Here is a 24,236-nt window from a genome sequence, read left to right as displayed (position 1 = left end):
ACACAAGGAGAGAACGCCATGACCCGTGCGCAACTCACGGAGAAGATCCTCGACATCAAGCGCGAGAAGAACTGGACCTGGAAGCACATCTGCGACGAGATCGGCGGCATGTCGCCGACCATGATCGTGGGCGCGCTGCTCGGCCAGATGAAGCTGGTCAAGCCGCTGGCGAAGAAGGCCGCGACGCTGTTCGGCCTGACCGAGGTCGAGGAGCGCATGCTCAACGAAGTGCCCCATCGCGGCACGCAGATGCCGCCGACCGACCCGCTGATCTACCGCTTCTACGAAATGGTGATGGTCAACGGCCCGGCCTGGAAGGCGCTGATCGAGGAGGAATTCGGCGACGGCATCATGTCCGCCATCGACTTCGACTTCCACTTCGAACGCATGGCGCACGAGAAGGGCGACCGCGTGAAGATCGAGATGACCGGCAAGTTCCTGCCCTACAAGTACTACGGCGCCGAGCAGGGCATCCCGGCCTACGGCTTCAAGGAAGAATAACGCCCTGCCCTGGAGGCCCGCCGCGCGCCATGCTGTGATGCGCGGCGGAGGCCACCATGCTGGAACTGATCGCCCTGATCTGCGGCGTCGTGCTGACCATCTGGCAGCCCATCGAGGCGCGGAAGGTCGCCGGCGGCTGGACCCGGCCGCGCTTCCGCGGCACCCGCGACGAATTCCGGGTGGCCTACCGCCGTCAGCTCACGCTGTTCCTGTGGCTCGGCGTGTTCATCGCGACGGCGAATATCGGCATGGGCGCGCTGCTCGAGGACGACCCCGCCCGGCGCATCGCACGCTTCGTCACCGCGGCGGTGTGGCTCGGCGTCGCCGCCTCGTCCTTCGTGTCGCGCCGCATCGTGGATGGCGCCCCGCGCTGACAGCGCCGCGCCGCCGTGCTACCGCCGCGCCGCAATTCACGGAGGCGCATATGGCACAGGACCTGACAGTCGGCATCGCGGGGCTCGGCGCGATCGGCCTGCACCTTGCGCGCGCGCTGGATGCCGGCGTGCAGGGGCTGCGCCTCGCGGCCGTTTCCGCGCGCGACCTCAAGAAGGCGCAGGCCAATGTCGGCGGCTTCAAGGTGCCGCCCATGGTGGTCTCGAACGCCGAGCTCGCCGCCTGCGACGTCGTGGTGGAAGCCGCCCCGGCCATTGCCTTCGAGGACATCGCTACCGCCGCCATCGAGGCCGGGCGTATCTTCGTACCGTCCTCGGTCGGCGCGCTGCTGCCGCGCATGCACCTGGTGGACCGCGCCAAGGCGACCGGCGCGCGCATCATCGTCCCGACAGGCGCGCTGCTCGGCCTCGATGCCGTGCGCGCCGCCGCCGAGGGCGAGGTCGAGAGCGTCACGATCGAAACGCGCAAGCCGCCGCGCGGCCTGGAGGGCGCGCCCTACCTCAAGCAGAACGCCATCGACGTGCTGGCCATCACCACGCCCACGCGCATCTTCAAGGGCAATGCCTTCGACGCCGCGCAGGGCTTCCCCGCCAACGTCAACGTCGCCGCCGCGCTGGCGCTGGCCGGCATCGGCCCCGAGCGCACCATGGTCGAGATCTGGGCCGACCCGGCGCAGACCCGCAACCAGCACACCATCCGCGTCGAAGCCGCGGCGGCGCGCCTGACCATGACCATCGAGAACGTCCCCAGCGAAGAAAACCCCCGCACCGGCAAGATCACGCCGCTGTCCATCCTGGCCTGCCTGCGCGGGCTGACCAGCACGCTGAAGGTCGGGTCGTAGCGGCAGCCGCCGGCATGGCGCGGCGCTACACGCGCTGCACCCCGGCGCGCCCGGCCTCCACCACCAGCCGCGCTGCCGTCTCGCGCGGCGCGCCCTCGCGCGTGACGAAAGGCAGGGCCACGAACTCCGTCGTCATGCGCGTGGCCGTCGCCTCGCTCACGCAATAGCCGCGCCGTGCGTCGAACAGCGTTATGTCCGGGTTGCGGCGCAGTAGCTCCTCGCCACCGGGCGTCATCGCCACGCCGTCCCCCGCGCTGGTCGCCGATGTCGCGGTGAATTCCGTCGCGACCGGCGCGCTGGCCGCATCCTCGGGCCGCGCGCGGAGGGTCGCCGCCAGCGCCACATGCACGTCGCCCGACAGCACCACCGGGTTTGCCGTGCGCCGCGCCGCCATGCCGTCCAGCAGCCGCTGGCGCGCCGCCGCATAGCCGTCCCACTTGTCCATCGAGACCCCGCCGGACAGCACGCGCCGCATCATGGGCACCTGCTGGGCCAGGATGTTCCACCGCGCCGGGCTGTCCGCCAGGCCTTCGAGAAGCCAGGTTTCCTGCGCGGGCCCGAGCATCTGCGCCTCCGGCCGCGCCGCATCGGCACAGGCGGGCCGCACGCCGTCATGGCAGGGCTGGTCGTCGCGGAACTGGCGCGTGTCCAGCACGTTCACCCGCGCCATGCTGCCGAAGTCCAGCCGTCGATAGGCGGTGATGTCTGGCCCGCGCGGCAGTGCAGCGCGGCGCAGCGGCATGTGTTCGTACCAGGCCTGGAAGGCGGCCGCCTTGCGCAGCGCGAAGACCTCCGGCGGCACCGCGATGGGGAAGCGGCCGCGGCCATCCTCCTCGCTGTGCAGGCCGGCCCAGTTGTTGTCGACCTCGTGGTCGTCATAGCTGACCAGGAAGGGGTGTGCCGCATGGGCAGCGCGCAGGTCGGGGTCCAGCCGGTATTGCGCGTAGCGCAGGCGGTAGTCGGCGAGCGCCACGGTCTCCTCGCCCAGATGCGGGCGCACCAGCGGCCCCCAGCCGGGCTGGCCCGGCACCCGGCCGCGGTATTCGTAGATGTAGTCGCCGTAGTGGAAGACGAAGTCGAGATCGGGTTCGGCCGCGATGTGCCGCCAGGCGGTGAAGTGGCCGTGCTCGTAGTGTTGGCAGCCGGCGACGGCGAAACGCAGTCGGTCCATCGCCGCCCCGGCGGCCGGCGCGGTGCGGCTGCGCCCGGTGGCGCTCGCCTCGGTGCCGGCGCGGAAGCGGTAGAACCACAGCCGGCCCGGCGCCAGCCCCGTGACCTCCACATGCACCGCATGCGCCAGTTCCGGCCGCGCGATCGCGGTGCCGGAGGCCACCACGCGCGCGAAGCGCTGGTCCTCCGCCACCTCCCAGCGCACCTCCATCGCCTGGCGCACCATGCCGCCGTCGGGCGCGAGGGGCTCTGGCGCCAGCCGCGTCCAGATCACGAAGCCGTCCGGCGCAGGGTCTCCGCTCGCCACCCCCAGCGTGAAGGGGAAGGACCGGAACATCGGCTGGGCGGCGCCCGCGCGCGGCATGGCCACCGTCGCGGCCAGCGCCGCGAGCCCGCCCGCCCCGCGCAGCAGGCCGCGGCGCGACAGGTCGAGGATGTGGCGGGCGGTGCTGTCCATGCGCGGCGGTCCTGTGCTGTGCCGCGCAGACTGCCCGGGGGCATCCGCGCCGCGGGGTGAAGCCTGCGTGACCGTGCGGCTGCGCGCCAGGGGCCGGCGCGCTGACAGCGCCCGAACGGCCTGCCATGCTGTCCCGCAGCGGGTCGCCAGCGCCCGCGCAGACGGAAGGACGGCCATGATTCCTGCCCCACAGCGCGACAGGCGCGTCGCACCCCCGGCCGCAGCAGCCCCTGCCGGCGTATCCGCAACGACTGCGCGGACCGCCACGCCATGACCGGCCGCCGCCTGCTGCTTGCCGCTCCCGCTCTGCTGGTCGCCCCGCGCGCCGCCCGCGCGGCCTTCCCCGACCGCCCGGTGCGCATCGTCGTGCCCTTCGCCGCCGGCACGTCCTCCGACCTCCAGGCGCGCATGATCGGCGAACGCATGGCCCCCGTGCTGGGCCAGCCGGTGGTGATCGACAACCGCGCCGGTGCCGGCGGGACCGTCGGCGCCGATGCGGTCGCGAAATCCGCGCCCGACGGCCATACGCTGCTGCTGGGGTCGAACGGGCCGCTGACCAATGCGCCGGTGCTGCAAGCGCGGCTGGCCTACGACCCGGCGAAGGATTTCGCCGCCGTCGCCATGATCAGCCGCAGCCCTGTCACGCTCAGCGTGCGCGCCGACAGCCCCTGGCGCAGCGTGGCCGACATGCTGGCCGCGGCGCGGGCCCGGCCGGGGGCGATCTCGATCGGCTCCTCCGGCCAGGGCAGTGCCACGCATTTCCTGATCGAGCAGATGATGGTCGCGGCCGGCATCCGCCTGACCCACGTGCCCTATCGCGGGTCCTCGATGTCGGTGCCGGACGTGGTGGCGGGCAACATCCCGCTGGTGATGGCCGAGATCAGCACCGTGCTGCCGCTGGTCCGCGGCGGACAGGTCCGTCTGCTCGCGGTCTCCTCGGCCGGTCGCATGCCGATCACACCCGACGCCCCCACGCTGATCGAGAGCGGGCTCGACCTGACCGGCGGATCCTGGGCCGGGCTGGTGGCGGCGGCCGGCACGCCGGCGCCGGTGGTGGCCACGCTGTCGGCGGCGGTGCGGCGCGGCCTGGCCGACCCGGCCTATCGCGCCCGCCAGGCGGAACTGGGGGCGGAGATCGTGGCCGAATCCGACCAGACCCCCGAGGGCTTCGCCGCCTGGTTGGACCGCGAGCGCGCCGCCATCCGCGCCACGGCCGAACGCGCCGGGATCCGCCCCGAATAGCCGCTGCGGGTCGCCCGCGCCCCGGCCCGCCGCGGCGCCATGGGGTGCCCGCGGCGCGCCGACACACCGGCCGGGGCTTGCCCCGCGCCCGTCTTTCCGCCATATCGCCCGCGCCGGACGGGGTCCGCCCCGGCCGGTAAATCCGCACGCGGCGCACCCTTCCCACACAGGCAGGGTCCGGTCCCCGGCAACGGGGGATGCACCGCGGAGGCTCAACCGGACTTTTGGAAGGAGGCTCGCCCCATGGCGATGCGTGAAGTCACCCTGCGTGCCCTGCTCGAGGCAGGCGTCCATTTCGGCCACCATACGCGCCGCTGGAACCCGCGCATGGCGCCCTACATCTTCGGCATCCGCAACCAGGTCCACATCCTGGACCTGCAGCAGACCGTGCCGATGATGGAGCGTGCGCTCAAGGCCGTGCGCGACACCGTCGCCGGCGGCGGGCGCGTTCTGTTCGTGGGCACCAAGAAGGCGGCGGCCGACTATGTCGCGGAAGCCGCCACGCGCTGCGGCCAGTACTACGTCAACCACCGCTGGCTCGGCGGCATGCTGACCAACTGGAAGACGATCACGGGCTCGATCAAGCGCCTGAAGCAGATGGACGAGCGTCTGGGCGGTGACACCACCGGCCTGACCAAGAAGGAAGTCCTGATGCTCACGCGCGACAAGGAAAAGCTCGAGCGCGCGCTGGGCGGCATCAAGGAAATGGGCGGCCTGCCCGACATCATCTTCGTGATCGACACCGTGAAGGAGAAGCTCGCGATCGAGGAAGCCAACAAGCTTGGCATCCCCGTCATTGCCGTGGTCGACTCCAACGCGGACCCCGAGGGTGTGACCTACCCGATCCCGGGCAATGACGACGCGATCCGCGCCATCACGCTGTATTGCGACAGCATCGCCTCCGCCGTGCTGGACGGCATCTCGGCCGAGATGCAGGCCTCGGGCGTCGATGTCGGCGCCGCCGAGGACCTGGCACCCGAGCTGCTGCCCGAGGCCCTGCCCGAAGCGCCCGTCGAGGCACCGGCCCAGGCCTGAGACCGGCCGGGGCCCGCGCGGCCCCGGTTCCCCCTTTTCACCTGGCAACCACGGAGCACTCCGATGGCCGAGATCACTGCGGCAATGGTCCGCGACCTGCGCGAGAAGACCGGCGCGGGCATGATGGACTGCAAGAAGGCGCTGGTCGAAGCGGGCGGCGACATGGAGGCCGCGATCGACTGGCTGCGCAAGAAGGGCCTGTCGGCCGCAGCCAAGAAGTCCGGCCGCGTCGCGGCTGAAGGCCTGGTGGCGGTTGCATCCGCGCCGCGCACGGCCGCGATGGTCGAGATCAACGCCGAGACCGACTTCGTGGCGCGCAACGAGCACTTCCAGGCCTTCTGCGCGGCCGTGGCGGAGCTCGTGCTCACGGTGGGTGACGACATCGAGGCGATCAAGGCCGCGCGCTACCCCGGGTCGGTCGACCTGGTCGAGGGCGGGCAGTCCTTCCGTACGGTGGGCGAGCAGCTGACGCACCTGATCGCCACGATCGGCGAGAACATGTCGATCCGCCGCGCCAAGCGCCTGCATGTCTCCTCTGGCGCGGTCGCGACCTATGTCCATTCCGCGGTGAAGCCGGGCATGGGCAAGATCGGCGTCCTGGTGGCGCTGGAAGGCGCGACGGAGATCGACGCGCTCGAGACGCTCGGCCGGCAGATCGGCATGCATGTCGCCGCCGCCCGGCCGGAGGCGCTCGATGCCTCCGCCGTCGATCCCTCGGCGCTGGCGCGCGAGCGCGACGTGCTGAGCGAGCAGGCGCGCGCCTCCGGCAAGCCCGAGGCGATCATCGAGAAGATGGTCGAGGGCCGCATCCGCAAGTACTACGAGGAAGTGGTCCTGCTCGAGCAGGTCTGGGTCCATGACGGCGAGAGCCGCGTGAAGGAAGTGGTGAAGAAGGCGGGTGGCAACCTGACCGGCTTCGCCCGCTACCAGCTCGGCGAAGGCATCGAGAAGGCGGCCTCCGACTTCGCCGCCGAGGTGGCCGCGGCCGCCGGCCAGGCCTGAGATCCCGGCGCCGGCGCGGACAGCCTCTCCGCGCCGGCTTCGACCGCGGCCCCGGGGCCTGCCCCGGTCCCGCCGCTTTTGCGCGCCACATGTCGCGCCGCATGCTTCCCCGCCGCCCGATCCCCGCCGCCTTGCCCGGCGCCTTGCCCGTTCCCCTGGGCGGCGCCTATATGGGCGCGCCCCAGTCACAGCGAGACGCCAAGCGCCACCCATGAGCGAGCCAGCCTACAAGCGCGTCATGCTGAAAGTCTCCGGCGAGGCCCTGATGGGCGATCGCGACTACGGGCTCGACACCGCGGTCTGCCGCCGCATCGCCGAGGATGTGCGCGGCGTGGTCGGCCTCGGGGTCGAGGTCTGCATGGTGATCGGCGGCGGCAACATCTTTCGGGGCGTCTCCGGTGCGGCGGCCGGCATGGATCGTGCGCAGGCCGATTCGATCGGCATGCTCGCCACCGTGATGAACGCGCTGGCGATGCAATCCGCGCTCGAGAAGGTGGGCGTGCCGACGCGCGTGCAATCCGCCATCCCCATGTCGTCCGTCTGCGAACCCTTCATCCGCCGCCGCGCGACGCGACACATGGAAAAGGGCCGCGTGGTGATCTTCGCCGCCGGCACGGGCAACCCCTTCTTCACGACCGACACCGCCGCCGCCCTGCGCGCGGCCGAGATGGGCTGCAACGCGCTGCTCAAGGGCACGCAGGTGGACGGCGTCTATTCCGCCGACCCGCGCAAGAACCCGAATGCCGAGCGCTACGTCACGCTCACCTACCTCGATATGCTCGCGCGCGACCTCGCGGTGATGGATGCGGCCGCGATCAGCCTGGCGCGCGAGAACCACCTGCCGATCATCGTCTTCAACATCCACGAGCCCGGCGCCTTCACCGCAGTGATGAAGGGCGAGGGCCGCTTCACCACCGTCCACGAACACCAGCACTGAGAGACCGCGACAGCATGCCCGTCCGCGCCTGCCGGCCCGCAGACAGACCGACCGGTCCGGCGGGCAGGGCCTCGCCGCTCCGCCTTCGTCGTACACTCTGAGGGAGACCGCCCCATGGCCGCCGACATCAAGGCCCTGAAGCAGGACCTGACGCGCCGTATGGATGGCGCGATGGAGACGCTGAAAAAGGAATTCCAGGGCCTGCGCACCGGCCGTGCCAGCCCCGCGCTGCTCGAACCGATCCGGGTCGAGGCCTATGGGTCCGTGACGCCGCTCAACCAGGTCGCGAACATCTCCGTCGCCGGGCCCGGGCTGCTGTCGGTGCAGGTGTGGGACAAGGCGCTGACCAAGGCCGTCGAATCCGCGATCCGCGAGGCGAACCTCGGCCTCAACCCGCAGGCCGAGGGCCAGGTGATCCGCGTGCCGCTGCCGCCGCTCACCACCGAGCGCCGCAACGACCTGGCGAAGGCCGCCGCACGCTATGCGGAACAGACCCGTGTCTCGATCCGCGGCGTGCGCCGCGACGGCATGGAGCAGGCCAAGGGCTGGATCAAGAAGCACGAGGCCAGCGAGGACGAGGTCAAGCAGGCCGAGACCGAGATCCAGAAGCTGACCGACCAGTACGTGAAGCAGGTGGATGCCGCGCTGGTCGAAAAGGAAAAGGACATCCGCACGGTCTGACCGCGCGGCACAGGCACGGAGAAGGGCGTTGGGCTCAGCACGGGCCAGGGCAGGGACCGGGGGACAGCGCGCATGAGCGCGCTGAGCGAGCCCGCGCGCCTGCCTGCGGCCCCGCCGGCCGCCCCCGCGCATGTCGCCATCATCATGGACGGCAACCGGCGCTGGGCGCAGGGGCGCGGCCTGCCGGTCGCACTCGGCCACAAGGCCGGCGCGGAGGCCGCGCGACGCACGGTGGAGGCCGCCGCCGACCTCGGCGTGACCTGGCTGACTCTGTTCGCCTTCTCCTCCGAGAACTGGCGCCGCCCGCTTGAGGAAGTCTCGGCGCTGAAGGGCCTGCTGCGGCTGTACCTGCGCGCCGAGGTCGCCACCCTGGTCAAGGAAGGCGTGCGCCTGCGCATCATCGGCGACTACGCGCGCTTTGGCCCCGAGATGGTGCGTGCCATCCGCGCCGCCGAGGAAGCGACCGCCGGCGGCACGCGGCTCAACCTGAACGTCGCGCTGTCCTATGGCGCGCGGGACGAGATCCTGTCGGCCGTCCGCGCCGCGCTGCGCGAGGCCGCGGCGGGGCGCCTCGCCCCCGAGGCGCTGGACGAGGCCCGCTTCGCCACCCTGCTGCAGACCGCGGGCATCCCGGACCCGGACCTGATCATCCGCACCTCGGGCGAGCAGCGGCTGTCGAACTTCCTGCTCTGGCAGGCAGCCTATGCCGAATTCGTCTTCCAGGACGTGCTGTGGCCGGACTACGCCGCGCGGGACCTGGCGCAGGCGATCGAGGATTTCCGCCGCCGCGAACGCCGCTACGGAGCACGGTCCTGAGCCAGGCGGCCATCCCCGCGGATGCCGGGAAGCGCTGGCGGGACCTGCGCCGGCGATTCCTGTCGGCGCTCGTGCTGGGGCCGGCGGCGCTGGCCTGCATCTGGCTCGGCGCGGAACCCTGGACGCTGCTGATCGCCATCGCGGTGGCGCTGCTGACCTGGGAATGGGTGCATCTGTGCGGCCTGCGCACGCGGGTGCTGCCGGGCCTGGCGGTGCCGGTCGCGGTGCTCGCCGCGGGCGTGCTGGCGGTGGCGGAGCATCCGCGCGCAGCGCTTGTCGCGCTGGCCATCGGGTGGGCGCTCACCTGGTGGACGGCGGCGCGCATGCGCGGGCCGGACCGCCCGCAGCAGCCGGCGGGCTGGCTGGCGGCGGGTGTGCTGTATATCGGCATCGCCGGCATCGCGCTGATCGAATTGCGCCACGACAACTATGCCGGGCGCGCCAACGTCCTGTTCCTGTTCCTGGTGGTCTGGGCGTCGGACATCGGTGCCTACATGGCGGGGCGCGCCTTCGGCGGGCCGAAGCTCGCTCCCGCGATTTCGCCCAACAAGACCTGGTCGGGGGCAGCGGGGGGGCTGGCCTCGGCGGTGCTGGTGGGCGTCGCCACGGCGGCGGTGCTCGCCCCCGGGGGGGCTTCCCGCGCGGCAGCGGTCGCGGCCATGCTGGGCGTCATGGCGCAGGCGGGCGATCTGATCGAGAGCTGGATCAAGCGTCGCTTCGACGTGAAGGACACCTCGTCCCTCATCCCCGGTCATGGCGGGCTGCTCGACCGGCTCGACGGTGTGATCGCGGCAGCCCCCGTTGCCGCGCTGCTCGCCTTCGCGCTGGGGCAGGGGCAGCCGCTGTGGCGATGACGCGCAGCATCACCATCCTCGGATGCACCGGGTCGGTCGGGCGCAGCACGGTGGCGCTGATCGACGCGGCGGCGCCCGGGACCTTCCGCGTCGAGGCGCTGGTCGCGAACCGCGACGTGGCGGGGCTTGCGGCCCAGGCGCGGCGGCTGGGCGCGCGCCTCGCGGTGGTGGCCGACGCGTCCTGCCTGGCGGCGTTGCGCGATGCGCTCGCCGGCAGCGGCATCGAGACCGCGGCCGGCCCCGAGGCCGTGGTGGACGCCGCCGCCCGCCCCGCCGACTGGACCATGGCGGCCATCGTGGGCTCGGCCGGGCTGCCCGCTACGCTGGCGGCGCTGCGCCGCGGCGGCGTGGTCGCCATTGCCAACAAGGAAGCGCTGGTATGCGCCGGCGAAATCGTCCTGGCGGTGGCCCGCGCCGCCGGCGCGACCCTGCTGCCCGTCGATTCCGAACACAACGCCATCTTCCAGGCGCTGGAGGCCCGCGGCGGCGGCACCGACCCCTACGCCACCGTCGAGAAGATCGTGCTGACAGCCTCCGGCGGCCCCTTCCGCACCATGCCGCTCGAGCAGATGGCCGCCGTCACGCCCGAGGCCGCGGTGAAGCACCCGGTCTGGTCCATGGGGGCCAAGATCAGCGTCGATTCCGCCACCATGATGAACAAGGGCCTGGAACTGATCGAGGCCGTCCGCCTGTTCCCGGTGCCAGAGGACCGGGTCGAGGTGCTGGTCCACCCGCAATCCACCGTGCATGGCCTGGTGCATTATTCGGACGGGTCGGTGATGGCGCAGCTCGGGTCGCCCGACATGCGCACGCCCATCGCGCATGCTCTGGCCTGGCCGGCGCGCATGGCGGCGGCGGTGCCGAAGCTCGACCTGGTCGGGCTCGGCCGGCTTGACTTCTTCGCCCCGGACCCCGTGCGCTTTCCCGCGTTACGCCTGGCGCGGGAGGCCTTGCGGGCGGGCTGCGGGGCGACCACCATATTGAACGCAGCGAACGAGGTGGCCGTGGGCCTGTTCCTCGACCGTCGCCTGGGCTTCCTCGACATCGCCGTGGTGGTCGAGGAGGCGCTGGCGCGGCTCGGGGCGCCGGCGGCCAGTGAATTGGGGGCCATCCTGGCGCTCGATGCCGCTGCACGAGACGAAGCGGCCAGGATCGCCGCGGAACGGGTCGCGGCCTGACGGGCCCGACGCCCAAGGAACTGGACGCGATGGATTTCCTGCCCGACCCCTTCCGCACCATCCTCGCCTTCGTGGTGGTGCTGGGCGTCCTGATCTTCGTGCACGAGCTTGGGCACTACCTGGCGGCCCGCTGGCGCGGCGTGCATGTGGAGCGCTTCTCGATCGGCTTCGGGCGCGCCATCGCGTCGTGGAACGACAAGCGCGGCTGCGAATGGCGGATCGGCTGGATCCCGCTGGGCGGCTACGTGAAGATGCACGGCATGGAGCATGCCGGGGATACGCCGCCAGAACCTGGCAGCTTCCGCGCCGGCGAGAGCTTCCACGAAAAGTCGGTCGGTGACCGCGCCATCGTGGTTGCCGCGGGTCCGGCCTTCAACTTCCTGCTCGCCGCCATCCTGTTCGCGGTGGTCTTCGCCACGCATGGCAAGCCGGTCGGTTCGACCGCGGTGCAGACCGTGGTGGCGGGGTCCGCCGCCGAGCGCGCCGGCTTGGTGCCCGGCGACCGCATCGTCGCATTGGATGGCGAGCGCATCGCGCGCTTCGACCAGCTGCAGCGCCACATCCAGGGCCGCGCCGGCCAGCCGGTCGAGATCCTGCTGCGCCGCGGCGATGCCGAGATGAAGGTGGTCGCCACCCCTGTCGCGCGCCCCGATGACGGTCGCGGCATGCTGGGCGTGACGGGCGGGGCGATCGAACGCGAGAAGCTCGACCCCTTCAACGCGGTGCTCGAGGGCACCTGGCACATGGTCTCGGTGTCCGGCCAGACGCTGGTGGGCGTGTGGCAGATGATCACCGGCCAGCGCGGCACCGAGGAGATCGGCGGGCCGCTGCGCATCGCGCAGCTGTCGGGCGAGGTCGCCGACATGGGCGTGCTGACCCTGGTTTCCTTCATCGCGATCCTGTCGGTGAACCTGGCGCTGATCAACCTGTTCCCCATCCCGATCCTGGATGGCGGCCACCTGGTGTTCTATGCGGCGGAGGCGATCCGCGGCCGGCCACTGACGGCGCGCACGCAGGAATACGCCTTCCGCGGCGGCTTCGCGTTGCTGATCACGCTCATGATCTTCGCGACCTGGAACGACCTGACGCAGCTCGGCGTGGTGCGCTGGGTGAGCGGTCTGCTCGGGTAGCACCACCCGCCCCTTCGCCCGGATCCCTGCCGCGATCCGGGCGCGGAGGGCGCGACCACGTCCGGATCGCCAGCCATGCCGGAGCGACGGTGTTCGGCGTAAGCCAAGCGCGCATCTGAGGGACCAGGAACGGCGGATCGCGCAGCGATCCGAGAGCGCAAGGCGCGACCGCGCCCAACTTGCCCGCTCCCCCCTGGGCGCCAGTCCACGGCGCGCAAGCCAAGCTGGCGCATGCCGGCGCCCGGCGCGTGAGGGCATGCAAAAACCCCGATCGCGCAGCGATCGGGGAGCGCAAGGCGCGAGCGCGCCCAACTTGCCCGCGGCCCCCTGGGTGCCAGTCCACGGCGCGCAAGCCAAGCTGGCGCATGCCGGCGCCCGGCGCATGATGGCGCACGAAACCTCCGGGGTTTCCCTGGGGGGGACCCTCGGCTAGTGTCCGGCCCCCGCTGCCCGCCACAACATCAGGTGCCGATTCGTTGACCAGGCTCCGCACCCTCCTTTTCGTCCTCGCCGCCCTCGTGATGGCGCTCCCGTCCTCGGCGCAGGCGCCAGGGCGCGTTGCCACCATCGAGGTTCAGGGCAATCAGCGAATCGAAGCCGATACGATTCGCTCCTACATGCTGGTGCAGCCGGGCGAACCGGCCGATGCCGACCGGCTCGACCGCTCGCTGCGCGCGCTGTTCGCCACCGGCCTGTTCCGCGATGTCGAGATCCGGCCCGAGGGCAACCGCGTCATCGTGCGCGTGGTCGAGAACCCACTGGTCAACCGCGTGGGCTTCGAAGGCAATCGCCGCGTCACCAGCGAAGTGCTGCGCGGCGAGGTCCAGCTGCGACCGCGCGGCGTCTTCACCCCAGCCGCCGCGCAGGCCGACCGCCAGCGCATCCTCGAGATCTATGCCCGCCGTGGCCGCTTCGGCGCGACGGTCGAACCCAAGGTCATCGAGCTCGACCAGAACCGCGTCGACGTGGTCTTCGAGATCACCGAGGGCAATATCGCGCTCGTCTCGCGCATCGGCTTCGTCGGCAACGAAAGCTATTCGGACAGCCGCCTGAAGGAGATCATCGCGACGCGCGAACAGGCCTGGTACCGGCTGCTGTCCACCTCGGACAACTACGACCCGGATCGCCTCGCCTTTGACCGCGAATTGCTGCGCCGCTTCTACCTGCGCCAGGGCTATGCGGATGTGGAGATCACCGGCGCGACCGCCGAACTGGCGCCCGACCGCAGTGGCTTCTTCCTGACCTATACGATCAACGAAGGCCCACGCTACCGGATCGGCAAGATCGAGATCACCAGTTCGCTGCGCGGCCTCGACCCCGCGGGGCTGCAGCGCGAGGTGCCGCTGTCGGTCGGCGACTGGTACGACGGCGACGCGGTGGAGCGCGCCGACACGCAGCTGACCGAACTGCTCGCCACCCGCGGCTTCCCCTTCGCCAACGTGGAACCGCGCGTGGTGCGCAACCGCGAGGCGCGCACCGTCGACCTGACCTTCGACATCACCGAGGGCCCGCGCGCTTTCGTCGAGCGCATCGACATCACCGGCAATACCCGCACCCAGGACCGCGTGATCCGCCGCGAATTCCGCCTGGCAGAGGGCGACCCGCTGGTCGTGCAGCAGGTGCGCCGGTCGCGCGAACGCATCCGCTCACTGGGTTATTTCTCGGATGTGCAGATCAATTCCGCACCGGGCTCGGCCCCCGACCGCGTCATCCTGAACACGCAGGTGACGGAGCGCGCGACGGGCGAATTCACCATCGGCGGCGGCTATTCGACCGATGCCGGCCTGCTGGCCGACGTGGGCCTGCGCGAACGCAACCTGCTCGGCACCGGCGTCGATGCGCGCCTGAACGTGACGCTGGCGCAGCGGCGCAGCCAGGTGGACGTCTCGGTCACCGACCCGCAATTCCTCGACCGCAACCTCGCGGCCGGCGCCGACATTTTCCTGGTGTCGCGCAACCTGCAGGACACGTCGGGCTACGACGAACGCCGCGCCGGCTTCGCGCTGCGCATGGGCTACGAGATCAACGAACGCCTGCGCCAGTCCTGGTCCTACTCGCTGGTTGACCGCGAGTTGACCGACGTGGACCCGAACACGTCGCGCTTCATCCAGGAACAGGCGGGGCGCACGCTGCTCAGCCAGGTCTCGACCACAATCACCTACGACCGGCGCGACAGTCGCGTCGAACCGCGCGACGGCTACGTCATCCGCGGCGGCATGGACTGGGCGGGCCTGGGCGGCGACGTCTCCTACGTGCGCTTCCGCGGCGATGCGCAGTACTACATCCCGTTCGAACGGCTGCTCGGCGACAACGACTACGTGCTCGTGCTCGCAGCCGGCGCAGGCTACCTCGTGCCCTATGGCGACAACGACACGCGCATCGTCGACCGCTTCTTCCTGGGCGGCGAGAATCTGCGCGGCTTCGCCCTGGGTGGTGCTGGCCCGCGTGACGTCTCGACCAACGACGCGCTCGGCGGCCAGACGCTCTGGACCACCTCGGCCGAGTTCCGCTTCCCGCTGCCGCTGCCCGCCGAACTCGGCTTCATCGGCCGGGCCTTCATCGACGCGGGCGGCAACTACGGCCTGCCCAACAGCGTTAACGACACCGGCTGCCCGACCACCTTCCCGAACTGCGTGCGCGACGATTCGTCCCCGCGCGTTGGTGCGGGCGTGGGCATCTCCTGGCGCAGCCCGATCGGCCTGATCAACATCGACCTGGCGCAGGCCCTGGTGAAGAAGTCCTACGACGAGACGCAGGTCTTCCGCCTGGGCTTCGGCACCCGTTTCTGAAGCAAGGTTTCGACCGACATGTTCCGATTCCTCCCTGTGGCGCTGCTCGGCGCCGCGGTCGCTCTTCCCGCCGCCGCGCAGAACCAGCAGCAGTGGTTCGTACCCGGCCAGCCCCAGCAGGGGCAGCCTGCGCAGGGCCAGCGCCCGCCACAGCAGGCGCAGCAGCCCCAGCGCCCGGCCCAGCCGCCCCAGCGCCCGGCGCCGACGCCTCCGCCGCTGGCCCCCGGGCAGCCGCCGCCCGCGCCGGTCATCGGCATCGTGGACGTGCCCGAGATCCAGCGTGTCTCCTCCGCCTTCACCCAGGTGCGCGAGGCGATCGAGACGCGCCGCGCCCGGCTGAACGAGGACCTGCAGCGCGAACAGCAGCGCTGGCGCGATGAACAGCAGCGCCTGGCCGCCGAGCGCGGCAGCCTCTCGCCCGAGCAGCTGCGCAACCGCGAACGCGACCTGCAGGACCGCATCACCGACAGCCAGCGCACGCTGCGCGACCGCGCCGCCGCGATCGAACAGCTGGCCCAGACCGCACTGCGCGAAATCGAGCAGGCGCTGGGCGTGGTGATCCGCCAGGTTGCCAGCAGCCGCAACGTCAACATCGTGCTGCCGCGCCCGCTGGTCATCTTCAACGACCCGCCCTTCGACCTGACCGAGGAAGTCGCGGCCCAGCTCAACCGCATGATCCCGAGCGTGACGCTGCCGCCCGAGCCCGGCGAGGCGCCCCGCCCGGCGGCCGCCCCGGCGCGTCCCGGCGGCACGCCGCCGGCCCAGCCGCCGCGGCGGAACTGAGCATGGGGGCCGACCCGCGCTTCTTCCCCGCGCGCGGCCCCCATGGCCTTGGCGCCATCGCCGAGGCCGCGGGCGCGCAGGTCGGCGCGGATGACGGCCGCGTGCTGACCGGCGTCGCGCCGCTGCACCTGGCCGGGCCGCAGGACCTGGCCTTCTGCGAAGGGCGGCGTCACCTGGCCGCGCTGCGCGACTCCCGCGCCGGCGCCGTGCTGGTGGGTGCCGACGCACGGGACGCCGTGCCCGAGGGTTGCGCCGCGCTGGTGGCCGATGCGCCGCAACTCGCCTTCGCCCGCGCCGCCGCGCTGTTCCATCCGCGCCCCGCTGCGGTGGCCGGCATCCATCCCACCGCCGCCATCGCGCCCGACGCCACGATCGGCGAGGGCTGCGAGATCGGCCCCTTCGTCGTGGTCGGTGCCGGGGCCGAGATCGGCCCGGGCTGCATTCTGCACGCCCATGCCGTGGTCGGGCCTGGCTGCGTGCTGGGCGCCGGGTCCATCCTGCGCGCCCATGCCTCCCTGCTGCATTGCCTCGCCGGCGCCAGGGTGGTGCTGCACGAAGGCGCGCGCGTCGGCAACGAGGGCTTCGGCTTCGTCACCACGAAGCAGGGCGACCACGTCACCGTTCCACAGGTCGGGCGCGTCATCCTGGGCGATGGCGTCGAGATCGGCGCCAATGCCTGCGTCGATCGCGGCGCCGGCGGGGACACCGTGCTGGGGCCGGGCACGCGCCTCGACAACCTGGTGCAGGTCGGCCACAACGTGAAGACCGGGCGCGGCTGCGTGATCGTGGCGCAGGTGGGCATCGCGGGATCGTCGGAACTGGGCAACTACGTGGTGGTCGCCGCTCAGGCGGGCATCACCGGCCACATTACGCTGGGCGACGGTGCGCGCGTCGGCGCGCAGGCCGGGGTGATGAACCACGTGCCCGCGGGCATCGACGTGGTGGGCAGCCCCGCCTGGCCAGCGCGCGAGACACTCAAGGCCTTCGCATGGCTGCGGCGCCAGGTGGCGCCCAAAGGAAGCGACAAGACGGGCGGGACGGCATGACGACCGACGACACCACCAGCGCGGCCACCGAGGTCGGCACCTACGACATCGCGCAGATCATGCACGCGATCCCGCACCGCTACCCATTCCTGCTGGTGGATCGGGTGGTCGAGCTGGTGAAGAACGTCTCCTGCATCGGCATCAAGAACGTCACGATCAACGAGAACTTCTTCCAGGGCCACTTCCCCACCATGCCGGTGATGCCCGGCGTGCTGATCATCGAATGCATGGCGCAGACCGCGGCCGTGCTGGTGGTCGAAACCCTGGGCCCGGACTGGGCCGGCAAGCTCGTGTACTTCATGACCGTGGACAGCGCGAAGTTCCGCAAGCCTGTGGTGCCGGGCGACCAGATGCGCGTGCATGTCGTCAAGCAGCGCCAGCGCGGCAACATCTGGAAGTTCACAGCCGAGGCCAAGGTGGACGGCAAGGTCGTGGCGGAAGCCACCTACGCCGCCATGATCCTGGACCGCTGAGACATGGCGCAGATCCATCCGACCGCGGCGGTGGCCCCGGGCGCCGTCATCGGCCAGGGCTGCGTGATCGGGCCCGGCTGCGTGGTCGGCCCCGACGTGGTCCTGGACGACGATGTCGAACTGATCGCCCATGCCGTGATCGACGGCCACACGCGCCTTGCGCACGGCGTGCGCGTCTTCCCCTTCGCCTCGATCGGCATGGCGCCGCAGGACCTCAAGTACCGGAACGAACCGACGCGCTGCGAGATCGGCGCCGGCACGCTGGTGCGCGAAGGCGTCACGGTGCACCGCGCCAGCGTGGGCGGGGCGGGCGTCACCACGGTCGGCGCCAACTGCATGCTGATGGCGGCCTCCCATGTCGCGCATGACTGCGTGCTGGGCGATGGCGTGATCCTCGCCAACAACGTCATGCTCGGCGGCCATGTCGAGGTCGGCCCCGGCGCTTTCATCGGCGGCGGCGCGGCGGTGCATCAGACCGTGCGCGTCGGGCGCCTCGCGATGGTCAGCGGCATGGCCGGCGTGACCAACGACATCCCGCCCTTCGGCTACGTGTTCGGCCTGCCCGCGCGCCTGGTCGGCTTCAACCGGATCGGGCTGCTGCGCCGGGGCGCGACGCGCGACCAGCTGCGCACGCTGCGCGCCGTGCACACGGTGCTGTTCAAGGATGCCGGCGAATTCGCCGGCAAGCTGCCCGAGGTCGAGGCGCGCTTCGGCACCGAACCGCTGGTGCAGGAACTGCTGGCCTTCGTGCGCGACCCGTCGCGCCGGCGCCAGCTCGTGCGCCCGGGCCGCATGGCTGCGCCGGAACTCGGCGGCACCGACGAGGAGCCCGGGGAGGGGTCGTGAGCCCCGACCCCGGACCGCTCGGTATCATCGCCGGCGGCGGCCTGCTGCCGGTGCGCGTGGCCGAGGCCGTCGCCGCCTCCGGCCGTCCCGTGATCGTCGCCGTGCTCGAAGGCCATGGCGATACGCGCGCCTATCCGCGTTTCACGGCGCAGGCCTTCCGCTGGGGGCTGGCGGCGACCATGCTGGCCTGGCTGAAGGGTCACGGCGTGCGCCAGGTGGTGCTGGCGGGCACCGTGTCGCGCCCTTCGGTGCTGTCGCTGCGCCCGGATGCGGCGGGGGTGAAGCTGCTGGCGCGGATCGGGCGCGCCGCCTTCACCGGCGATGATTCCATCCTGCGCGCCGTGATGAAGGTGCTGGCCGAGGACGGGTTCGAGGTGCTGGGCGCGCAGCAGGTGCTGGGCGGGCTGCTGCCCCCGGCCGCGCTTCTGGCCGGCGCGGCGCCGGATGACCTCGCCCGCGCCGACATCCAGCGCGGAATCGCCGTCTGCCGCGCGCTCGGTGCCGTCGACGTGGGCCAAGGCTGCGTGGTGCAGCAGGGGCTGGTCCTGGCGGTGGAGGCCATCGAGGGCACCGACGCCATGCTGGCCCGCGCGGCCATGCTGCAACGCGAAGGCCCCGGCGGCGTTCTGGTCAAGGCATTGAAGCCAGGCCAGTCGCGCCTGGCGGATTTGCCCACCATCGGCCCGCGCACGGTCGAGAATGCCGCCACCGCCGGCCTGCGCGGCTTGGCCTTCGAGGCTGGCGGCACCATCCTTCTGGAGCGCGACGCAACCATCGCGCGGGCGACGGCGGCGGGCATCTTCGTGCTCGCCTTCGACCCCGCGGAGTATTCGGAAGGAACCACCCCATGACCACCGGCCGCTTCCTGCACACCATGATCCGGGTGGGCGACCTCGACCGCTCCATCGCCTTCTACACGAACCTGCTCGGCATGAAGGAGCTGCGCCGCCGCGACGTGCCGGACGGCAAGTACACGCTGGCCTTCCTGGGCTACGGCACCGGCAACGCGGAAGGCCAGGGCGAAATCGAGCTCACCTACAACTACGGCGTGGACAAGTACGAACAGGGCACCGCCTTCGGCCACCTGGCGGTCGGCGTGCCGGACGTGGCCGCGGCCTGCGAGGCCGTGCGCAACGGCGGCGGCAAGGTCACGCGCGAAGCCGGGCCGGTGAAGTTCGGCACCACCATCATCGCCTTCGTGGAAGACCCCGACGGCTACAAGATCGAGCTGATCCAGCGGTAGCGGCAGGCGGGGATGGACCCGCTCTCGCTGATCCGTGGCATCCTCGACACCACCGAGGATGCCGCCCGCGCGCTGGTCGGGCGCGAGCGCATCCGCCTCGCCGTCACCGGCCTGTCGCGCGCGGGCAAGACGGTCTTCCTCACCTCGCTGATCGCGAACCTGCTCGCGGCCGGGCGTGGCGCGCGCACCTTGCCTGCGTTGTCCGATGCCGCGGGCGGGCGCATCCGCCGCGTCTTCATCGTGCCCGCGGGCACCGAGACCATTCCGCGCTTCGACCCCGAGGGCCATCTCGGCGCGCTCGCCGCCGACCCGCCGCGCTGGCCCGAGCGGACCGAGGATTTCTCGACCCTGCAGATCGCCATCGACGTGGAGCGCCGCACCTCGCTCGGCGGCATCCTGCCGGAACGGCGCGTGACGCTCGACCTGATCGACTATCCCGGCGAATGGCTGCTCGACCTGCCGATGCTGCGCCAGGACTATGCGGCGTGGTCCGAGGAGACGCTCGCGCGCCTCAAGCGTGGCGTACGCGCTGAGCCGGCGGCCGAGTTCCTCGCCTTCCTTGATGGCCTGCCCGACGACGCGGCGGCCGAGGACGCGCTCGCGAAGCGCGGCTACACGCTGTATCGCGACATGCTGCGCACCTGCCGGGACGTGCACGGGCTGCGCCTGCTGCAGCCCGGCCGCTTCCTGAACCCCGGCCCGCGCGGGGAGGCACCGCTGCTGTGGTTCTTCCCGCTGCCCGCCACCGCGCGCGGTGGCCTCGCGCAACTCTGTGCCCGCCGCTTCGACGCCTATCTCGCGGACCAGCGCGCATATTTCCTCGACCCCTATTTCTCGCGCTTCCACCGCCAAGTGGTGCTGGTGGATGTGCTCGGCGCGCTGCATGCCGGCGAGGAAGCCTTCCACGACACGGGCGATGCGCTCTCCGCCGTCGCCTCCATCGTGTCCGGCGCCAATTGGCTGGAACGGCTGCTGGGCGCCGCACCGACCCGCGTCGCCTTCGCCGCCACCAAGGCCGACCACGTGCCCACGCGCGCGCGGGACGCACTCGCCGCGCTGGTGGAACACATCACGCTCGGCGCGCGCGGCCGCACGGAGCAATCCGGCGCGGATGTCTCCTTCCACGCCCTTGCCGCCATCCGCTGCACCGAGGATGCGGTGGCGCGGCTCGAGGGCCATTCCGTTGCCGCGGTGCGCGGGGTCCTTTTGCAGGACGGGGTCGGCGCCACCATCTATCCGGGCGAGGTGCCGATGAAACCGCCCGAACCCGCTTTCTGGGATGCCGGCCTGTTCACCATGCCGGAATTCCGCCCGCCGCGGCTGGATCCCGCGGGCCTGTCCGGCGTGCCGCATCTGGGGCTCGACGGGCTGCTCGCCTGGCTGGTGGGGGATGCGCTGTGAGCGGCCGCGACAAACCGGGGCCGCGCGATGCAGGCGCCGGCGCAGGCCTGCAGCATGGCCCGTCCGGTCCGGACACGCCGCCCGGCACCGCCGCGGCACCGGCGGTGGAACCCCCGCGCGCCGACCGCCCCCGTCCGCGCGTGATCACGGAAGCGGCGGCCGGTGCCGCGGCCGCCGAGGCCCCGCGCGTCACCCCCGCCGATACGCGCCCCGATCCGCTGGCAAGGCCGCGAATCATTCCCGACGACAGCGCGCAGCCCGCCGCGCGGCTCGACTTCGGCTGGGACCGCGCGGTCGCGCCCGCGGCCCTGGCTGGTGCGCGCGGCTGGTCCTCCGCCGCGCTGGTCGGCGCCGGCGTGGCGCTGCTGGTGCTGGGCTTCTCGCTGCTCCAGGCCGGCAATTTCGTCGCCGCGCAATTCGACCGTGCCGCCTGGCTCGGCTGGGTCACGCTGGTGGTCGCGGCGGGCGGCTTCGGGTTGGTCTTCACCGCCATCGGGCGCGAATTGCGCGGCTATCTCGGGCTGCGCACGGTGGACCGCGCCCGCGCCGCCGCGGCGCGGCGCGACGCGACGGTGCTGCACGCGGAACTGGTGGCCTGGCAGGCGCGCCTGCCGCCCGGGCGCGCGCGCGCCGGTGACCTCGCGGGGCTACCGCCCGAGGCCATGGCCGCGCTGGTCGAGGCGAAGATCCTCGCCCCCATCGCGCAGGATGCCGCGGCGCTTGGTCGTGCGGCGGCGATGCAGGCCTTCGCGGTGACCGCGGTCAGCCCCTCGCCGGCGGCGGATGCGCTGATCTTCGCCTGGCGCGGCCTGCGCCTGGTGCGGCAGGTGGCGGCGCTGCATGGGCTGCGGCCGGGCGTCGCCGGCACCGTCGCGCTGCTGCGGCGCGTCGCACTCGATGCCGCGACGGTTGCCGCGACCGATGTCGCGGTGGATGCCGCGGTGCGAGGGCTGCTCAGTTCGCGGCTCGCCGAGCACGTCGCGGGCGAGGCCGCGGCCGGCGCCGTCGCGGCGCGCCGCATGATCCTGCTGGCGCGCGTGGCGGACGAGGCCTGCCGCGTCCTGCCGCGGCGCTGACCCCTCAGCCCTCCAGCCGGACGTTCGCCGCCCGCGCGACTTCCCGGAAGGTCGCGATCTCGCTGCGGATGAAGGCGGCGAAGTCTTCCGGCGACATCGGGTCCGGCACCGCGCCCATGGACAGGATGCGTTCGGTGATGGCGGGTTCGCGCAGTACCGCCACCACGTCGGCATTGATGCGGCGGATGATCTCGGGCGGCGTGCCGGTCGGCGCCACCAGCCCCGACCAGCCGGCGGCCTGGTAGCCCGGTACCAGCGTCTCGGCGATGGTCGGCACGTCGGGCAACTGCGGCACGCGCCGCGCCGAACACAGCGCTATGGCGCGCACCCGCCCGTCGCGGATATGCGGCAGGGCGGAGGCCACGGAATCCGTCATCAGCTTCACATTGCCGGCGATCACGTCGGCGATGGCCGGGCCCGACCCGCGATAATGCACGATGTTGAAGCGGATGTTGGCGCGCAGCATCAGCAGTTCCGCCGCCATGTGCTGCGACGTGGCCGGCCCGGCCGATGCCATGTCGAGCGCACCGGGCCGCGCGCGTGCCTCCGCCGCCAGCGCCTGCATGGTGTGCTGCGGCACGGACGGGTGCGCGATGACCAGCAGCGGCACCATCGCGACATTGCTGATGGCCGCGAAGTCGCGTTCGGCATCATAGGGCACGCGCGGCAGCACCGACGGGTTCACCCCGAGCGTGCCCGAGGTCCCGGCCGTGAGCGTGTAGCCATCCGCCGGCGCGCGCGCGCCGGCCTCCAGCGCGGGGGCACCGGCGCCGCCGGCCCGGTTCTCCACCACCACGCGCTGCGGCCAGCGCTTCGACAATTCATCCGCCACCAGCCGCGTGATGATGTCGGAGGCCTGTCCTGGCGGGAACGGGACGATGATGCGCACCGGCCGGTTCGGCCAGTCGCCCTGGGCCAGGGCGGGCAGCGGCAGCAGCGTGGCTGCGCCGAGCAGCGCGCGGCGATGGATGCGGGTCATGCGGTGTCTCCTCCCGGTATTTGCGCCAGCCTACGCCGGTGGCGCCGCGGGCGGAACCAGGGGTGTCAGCGGCCGGTCAGCGCATCCTCGAGCCGCGCCTGGCTGCGGCGCAGCCCATCGCGATGGGCGGCGGCGGCGCGACGCTCGCGCAACTGCTCCAGCACCTGCTCGGCGCGCCGTGCCTCGGCCAGCGCGTCGCGCTCGGCCTCCAACGCGTCCTCGGCGCGCTGCACCGCGGCGGCATGGGCATGCCGCGCGGCCAGCCCGCGCGCCAGGAAGGCGCCATACGTGGCACCCGACCAGTCCGGCGTCTCGTCGCGCAGTGCGGCCTCGGCGGCGGCGGCGGCGTGCTGCTGCGCGGCCAGCGCGCTGCGGGCCTCGGCCAGGCGCCGACGCGCGGCCTCGACCTCGATCGCGCGCAGCTTGGCCAGGGTGGAAAGGGGGTCGCGTGCCATGGTCGCAGCATTTTCGCGCACAGGCATTTCCGGGAAATGAACGGCTTCAGCGCCCGCCTTGCAGCCAGACGGCGTCCGCGCCGAGCTCCGGCCAGCCGATCGCGCGCATCGTGCCGGGGGCCGACGGGTCGCCGGTCCAGCGCGCGGCGATGATGCGCTGGCCGGTCACGCCCGCCGCCGCATCCGACAGCAGCCAGGCGAGCGGTGGTCCCATGATGGCAGGACGGAGCATCGCTTCCCGCGCCCAGCCGCTCTCGGCGCCGATGAAGGGCGTGTCGGTCGGCCCGCCCGGGATCAGCACGTTCACCGTGATGCCGCTGCCGGCCAGTTCCTGCGCCCAGACCGCCGAGGCGGCCTCGAGCGCGGCCTTCGTCGCGCCATAGGGCAGCACGCGCAGCATGGTGCGGAAGGACGTTGTGTTGTTGACCACGCGCCCCCAGCCCGCCGCGCGCATCATCGGCAGCGCCTCGCGCACCAGCAGCATCGGTGCACGGACATTGATGGCGAAGAAGCGATCCCAGGTCGCGGCGTCGAGTTCCTCGATGGCCGGCAGGCGGGTCTCGGCATCGGGGCGCAGGGAGGACACGCCGATGCCGGCATTGTTCACCACCGCATCGATGCGCCCGAAGCGCGCCACGGCGGCCGCCACGCCATCGCGGCAGCCGGCCTCGGTCGCCAGGTCCGCCAGGATCGGGTGCAGCCTGTCATGCGCGGGCAGGCCCGCGATGTCGCGGTCGAGCGCCGCTACGGCATGGCCGGCGGCGAGCACGGCATCGACCATCGCGAGGCCGATGCCGCCGGCGGCGCCGGTGATGAGGACAACACGAGGCATGGGCGACTCCGTCTGCGAGAGGGCTTTGCCCCCTCGCGCTCCCCCACCAGGGGGCAACGGCCCCCTGGACCGCGGG

The 24,236-nt window shown here is 72.1% G+C and carries 25 protein-coding genes; 21 read left to right on the top strand and 4 right to left on the bottom strand.

What is annotated here, in order from left to right:
- The first annotated feature begins 18 nt into the window (after positions 1 to 18).
- Genes cynS through MWM08_RS16430 form a run of 3 tightly spaced genes read left to right on the top strand, consistent with a single transcriptional unit; the run spans position 19 to position 1,735 of the window.
- The gene (gene cynS / locus MWM08_RS16440; RefSeq protein WP_244407582.1) at positions 19 to 501 is read left to right on the top strand and encodes a cyanase; all 483 of its coding nucleotides are present in this window, start codon (positions 19 to 21) and stop codon (positions 499 to 501) included.
- 56 nt (positions 502 to 557) lie between these two features.
- On the top strand, positions 558 to 875 hold the full coding sequence (locus MWM08_RS16435) for a hypothetical protein (RefSeq protein WP_244407581.1): 318 nt from the start codon (positions 558 to 560) through the stop codon (positions 873 to 875).
- Between the two features lie 50 nt (positions 876 to 925).
- Positions 926 to 1,735 (top strand): aspartate dehydrogenase, encoded by an 810-nt coding sequence (locus MWM08_RS16430; RefSeq protein WP_244407580.1) that lies wholly within the window; start codon positions 926 to 928, stop codon positions 1,733 to 1,735.
- Positions 1,736 to 1,760: 25 nt separating this feature from the next.
- Here the strand turns inward: MWM08_RS16430 and MWM08_RS16425 are convergent, their stop codons facing one another.
- The gene (locus MWM08_RS16425; protein ID WP_244407579.1) at positions 1,761 to 3,362 is read right to left on the bottom strand and encodes an alkaline phosphatase D family protein; all 1,602 of its coding nucleotides are present in this window, start codon (positions 3,360 to 3,362) and stop codon (positions 1,761 to 1,763) included.
- A 270-nt stretch (positions 3,363 to 3,632) separates the two neighbouring features.
- Between MWM08_RS16425 and MWM08_RS16420 the strand changes: the two genes are divergently transcribed.
- From MWM08_RS16420 to MWM08_RS16335, 18 genes are all read left to right on the top strand, one after another.
- The gene (locus tag MWM08_RS16420) at positions 3,633 to 4,604 is read left to right on the top strand and encodes a Bug family tripartite tricarboxylate transporter substrate binding protein (RefSeq protein ID WP_244407578.1); all 972 of its coding nucleotides are present in this window, start codon (positions 3,633 to 3,635) and stop codon (positions 4,602 to 4,604) included.
- 243 nt (positions 4,605 to 4,847) lie between these two features.
- A complete protein-coding gene (gene rpsB, locus MWM08_RS16415; protein WP_244407577.1) occupies positions 4,848 to 5,639 on the top strand; it encodes a 30S ribosomal protein S2 in 792 nt (263 codons plus the stop codon).
- Positions 5,640 to 5,702: 63 nt separating this feature from the next.
- Positions 5,703 to 6,641: a translation elongation factor Ts gene (gene tsf / locus MWM08_RS16410; protein WP_244407576.1), complete on the top strand. Its 939-nt coding sequence runs from the start codon at positions 5,703 to 5,705 to the stop codon at positions 6,639 to 6,641.
- Between the two features lie 211 nt (positions 6,642 to 6,852).
- Positions 6,853 to 7,578: a UMP kinase gene (gene pyrH / locus MWM08_RS16405; protein WP_244407575.1), complete on the top strand. Its 726-nt coding sequence runs from the start codon at positions 6,853 to 6,855 to the stop codon at positions 7,576 to 7,578.
- A 114-nt stretch (positions 7,579 to 7,692) separates the two neighbouring features.
- A complete protein-coding gene (gene frr, locus MWM08_RS16400) occupies positions 7,693 to 8,259 on the top strand; it encodes a ribosome recycling factor (RefSeq protein ID WP_244407574.1) in 567 nt (188 codons plus the stop codon).
- A 72-nt stretch (positions 8,260 to 8,331) separates the two neighbouring features.
- Positions 8,332 to 9,075, top strand: coding sequence for a polyprenyl diphosphate synthase (gene uppS, locus MWM08_RS16395; RefSeq protein WP_244407573.1), 744 nt, complete (start codon positions 8,332 to 8,334; stop codon positions 9,073 to 9,075).
- Positions 9,072 to 9,929 (top strand): phosphatidate cytidylyltransferase, encoded by an 858-nt coding sequence (locus tag MWM08_RS16390; protein ID WP_341482869.1) that lies wholly within the window; start codon positions 9,072 to 9,074, stop codon positions 9,927 to 9,929. Before uppS ends, MWM08_RS16390 begins: the two co-directional genes overlap by 4 nt.
- On the top strand, positions 9,926 to 11,107 hold the full coding sequence (gene dxr, locus MWM08_RS16385; protein WP_244407571.1) for a 1-deoxy-D-xylulose-5-phosphate reductoisomerase: 1,182 nt from the start codon (positions 9,926 to 9,928) through the stop codon (positions 11,105 to 11,107). The genes MWM08_RS16390 and dxr overlap by 4 nt, the downstream gene beginning before the upstream one ends.
- A 29-nt stretch (positions 11,108 to 11,136) precedes the next feature.
- Complete coding sequence (rseP, locus tag MWM08_RS16380; protein WP_244407570.1) at positions 11,137 to 12,237, top strand: RIP metalloprotease RseP; 1,101 nt, start codon at positions 11,137 to 11,139, stop codon at positions 12,235 to 12,237.
- A 476-nt stretch (positions 12,238 to 12,713) separates the two neighbouring features.
- Positions 12,714 to 15,026 carry an outer membrane protein assembly factor BamA gene (bamA, locus tag MWM08_RS16375; RefSeq protein ID WP_244407568.1) on the top strand — a complete coding sequence of 771 codons (2,313 nt, stop codon included), beginning with the start codon at positions 12,714 to 12,716 and terminating at the stop codon, positions 15,024 to 15,026.
- 18 nt (positions 15,027 to 15,044) lie between these two features.
- The gene (locus MWM08_RS16370; protein ID WP_244407567.1) at positions 15,045 to 15,809 is read left to right on the top strand and encodes an OmpH/Skp family outer membrane protein; all 765 of its coding nucleotides are present in this window, start codon (positions 15,045 to 15,047) and stop codon (positions 15,807 to 15,809) included.
- A 2-nt stretch (positions 15,810 to 15,811) separates the two neighbouring features.
- Positions 15,812 to 16,855 (top strand): UDP-3-O-(3-hydroxymyristoyl)glucosamine N-acyltransferase, encoded by a 1,044-nt coding sequence (lpxD, locus tag MWM08_RS16365; RefSeq protein ID WP_244407566.1) that lies wholly within the window; start codon positions 15,812 to 15,814, stop codon positions 16,853 to 16,855.
- Positions 16,852 to 17,328 carry a 3-hydroxyacyl-ACP dehydratase FabZ gene (gene fabZ / locus MWM08_RS16360; RefSeq protein ID WP_244407565.1) on the top strand — a complete coding sequence of 159 codons (477 nt, stop codon included), beginning with the start codon at positions 16,852 to 16,854 and terminating at the stop codon, positions 17,326 to 17,328. The genes lpxD and fabZ overlap by 4 nt, the downstream gene beginning before the upstream one ends.
- 3 nt (positions 17,329 to 17,331) lie before the next feature.
- The gene (lpxA, locus tag MWM08_RS16355) at positions 17,332 to 18,174 is read left to right on the top strand and encodes an acyl-ACP--UDP-N-acetylglucosamine O-acyltransferase (RefSeq protein ID WP_244407564.1); all 843 of its coding nucleotides are present in this window, start codon (positions 17,332 to 17,334) and stop codon (positions 18,172 to 18,174) included.
- A complete protein-coding gene (locus MWM08_RS16350; protein WP_244407563.1) occupies positions 18,171 to 19,025 on the top strand; it encodes an LpxI family protein in 855 nt (284 codons plus the stop codon). The genes lpxA and MWM08_RS16350 overlap by 4 nt, the downstream gene beginning before the upstream one ends.
- On the top strand, positions 19,022 to 19,417 hold the full coding sequence (gloA, locus tag MWM08_RS16345; protein ID WP_244407562.1) for a lactoylglutathione lyase: 396 nt from the start codon (positions 19,022 to 19,024) through the stop codon (positions 19,415 to 19,417). The genes MWM08_RS16350 and gloA overlap by 4 nt, the downstream gene beginning before the upstream one ends.
- 12 nt (positions 19,418 to 19,429) lie before the next feature.
- Positions 19,430 to 20,818: a YcjX family protein gene (locus MWM08_RS16340; RefSeq protein ID WP_244407561.1), complete on the top strand. Its 1,389-nt coding sequence runs from the start codon at positions 19,430 to 19,432 to the stop codon at positions 20,816 to 20,818.
- Positions 20,815 to 21,894: a DUF697 domain-containing protein gene (locus MWM08_RS16335; protein ID WP_244407560.1), complete on the top strand. Its 1,080-nt coding sequence runs from the start codon at positions 20,815 to 20,817 to the stop codon at positions 21,892 to 21,894. The genes MWM08_RS16340 and MWM08_RS16335 overlap by 4 nt, the downstream gene beginning before the upstream one ends.
- 4 nt (positions 21,895 to 21,898) lie before the next feature.
- Here the strand turns inward: MWM08_RS16335 and MWM08_RS16330 are convergent, their stop codons facing one another.
- From MWM08_RS16330 to MWM08_RS16320, 3 genes are all read right to left on the bottom strand, one after another.
- Complete coding sequence (locus tag MWM08_RS16330; RefSeq protein WP_244407559.1) at positions 21,899 to 22,873, bottom strand: Bug family tripartite tricarboxylate transporter substrate binding protein; 975 nt, start codon at positions 22,871 to 22,873, stop codon at positions 21,899 to 21,901.
- Between the two features lie 65 nt (positions 22,874 to 22,938).
- Positions 22,939 to 23,328: a hypothetical protein gene (locus tag MWM08_RS16325; protein WP_244407558.1), complete on the bottom strand. Its 390-nt coding sequence runs from the start codon at positions 23,326 to 23,328 to the stop codon at positions 22,939 to 22,941.
- A 46-nt stretch (positions 23,329 to 23,374) separates the two neighbouring features.
- Complete coding sequence (locus tag MWM08_RS16320; RefSeq protein WP_244407557.1) at positions 23,375 to 24,160, bottom strand: SDR family NAD(P)-dependent oxidoreductase; 786 nt, start codon at positions 24,158 to 24,160, stop codon at positions 23,375 to 23,377.
- Between the last annotated feature and the right edge of the window lie 76 nt (positions 24,161 to 24,236).

It is taken from the genome of Roseomonas fluvialis, assembly GCF_022846615.1.
Classification (GTDB): domain Bacteria; phylum Pseudomonadota; class Alphaproteobacteria; order Acetobacterales; family Acetobacteraceae; genus Neoroseomonas; species Neoroseomonas fluvialis.
This window is presented reverse-complemented; position numbering and strand designations above follow the sequence as displayed.

Excerpts from the sequence above, each read along its gene's own strand:
- cynS (WP_244407582.1), top strand. The coding sequence starts at position 19 with ATGACCCGTGCGCAACTCACGGAGAAGATCCTCGACATCAAGCGCGAG.
- MWM08_RS16435 (WP_244407581.1), top strand. The coding sequence starts at position 558 with ATGCTGGAACTGATCGCCCTGATCTGCGGCGTCGTGCTGACCATCTGG.
- MWM08_RS16430 (WP_244407580.1), top strand. The coding sequence starts at position 926 with ATGGCACAGGACCTGACAGTCGGCATCGCGGGGCTCGGCGCGATCGGC.
- MWM08_RS16425 (WP_244407579.1), bottom strand. The coding sequence starts at position 3,362 with ATGGACAGCACCGCCCGCCACATCCTCGACCTGTCGCGCCGCGGCCTG.
- MWM08_RS16420 (WP_244407578.1), top strand. The coding sequence starts at position 3,633 with ATGACCGGCCGCCGCCTGCTGCTTGCCGCTCCCGCTCTGCTGGTCGCC.
- rpsB (WP_244407577.1), top strand. The coding sequence starts at position 4,848 with ATGGCGATGCGTGAAGTCACCCTGCGTGCCCTGCTCGAGGCAGGCGTC.
- tsf (WP_244407576.1), top strand. The coding sequence starts at position 5,703 with ATGGCCGAGATCACTGCGGCAATGGTCCGCGACCTGCGCGAGAAGACC.
- pyrH (WP_244407575.1), top strand. The coding sequence starts at position 6,853 with ATGAGCGAGCCAGCCTACAAGCGCGTCATGCTGAAAGTCTCCGGCGAG.
- frr (WP_244407574.1), top strand. The coding sequence starts at position 7,693 with ATGGCCGCCGACATCAAGGCCCTGAAGCAGGACCTGACGCGCCGTATG.
- uppS (WP_244407573.1), top strand. The coding sequence starts at position 8,332 with ATGAGCGCGCTGAGCGAGCCCGCGCGCCTGCCTGCGGCCCCGCCGGCC.
- dxr (WP_244407571.1), top strand. The coding sequence starts at position 9,926 with ATGACGCGCAGCATCACCATCCTCGGATGCACCGGGTCGGTCGGGCGC.
- rseP (WP_244407570.1), top strand. The coding sequence starts at position 11,137 with ATGGATTTCCTGCCCGACCCCTTCCGCACCATCCTCGCCTTCGTGGTG.
- MWM08_RS16370 (WP_244407567.1), top strand. The coding sequence starts at position 15,045 with ATGTTCCGATTCCTCCCTGTGGCGCTGCTCGGCGCCGCGGTCGCTCTT.
- lpxD (WP_244407566.1), top strand. The coding sequence starts at position 15,812 with ATGGGGGCCGACCCGCGCTTCTTCCCCGCGCGCGGCCCCCATGGCCTT.
- fabZ (WP_244407565.1), top strand. The coding sequence starts at position 16,852 with ATGACGACCGACGACACCACCAGCGCGGCCACCGAGGTCGGCACCTAC.
- lpxA (WP_244407564.1), top strand. The coding sequence starts at position 17,332 with ATGGCGCAGATCCATCCGACCGCGGCGGTGGCCCCGGGCGCCGTCATC.
- gloA (WP_244407562.1), top strand. The coding sequence starts at position 19,022 with ATGACCACCGGCCGCTTCCTGCACACCATGATCCGGGTGGGCGACCTC.
- MWM08_RS16340 (WP_244407561.1), top strand. The coding sequence starts at position 19,430 with ATGGACCCGCTCTCGCTGATCCGTGGCATCCTCGACACCACCGAGGAT.
- MWM08_RS16330 (WP_244407559.1), bottom strand. The coding sequence starts at position 22,873 with ATGACCCGCATCCATCGCCGCGCGCTGCTCGGCGCAGCCACGCTGCTG.
- MWM08_RS16325 (WP_244407558.1), bottom strand. The coding sequence starts at position 23,328 with ATGGCACGCGACCCCCTTTCCACCCTGGCCAAGCTGCGCGCGATCGAG.
- MWM08_RS16320 (WP_244407557.1), bottom strand. The coding sequence starts at position 24,160 with ATGCCTCGTGTTGTCCTCATCACCGGCGCCGCCGGCGGCATCGGCCTC.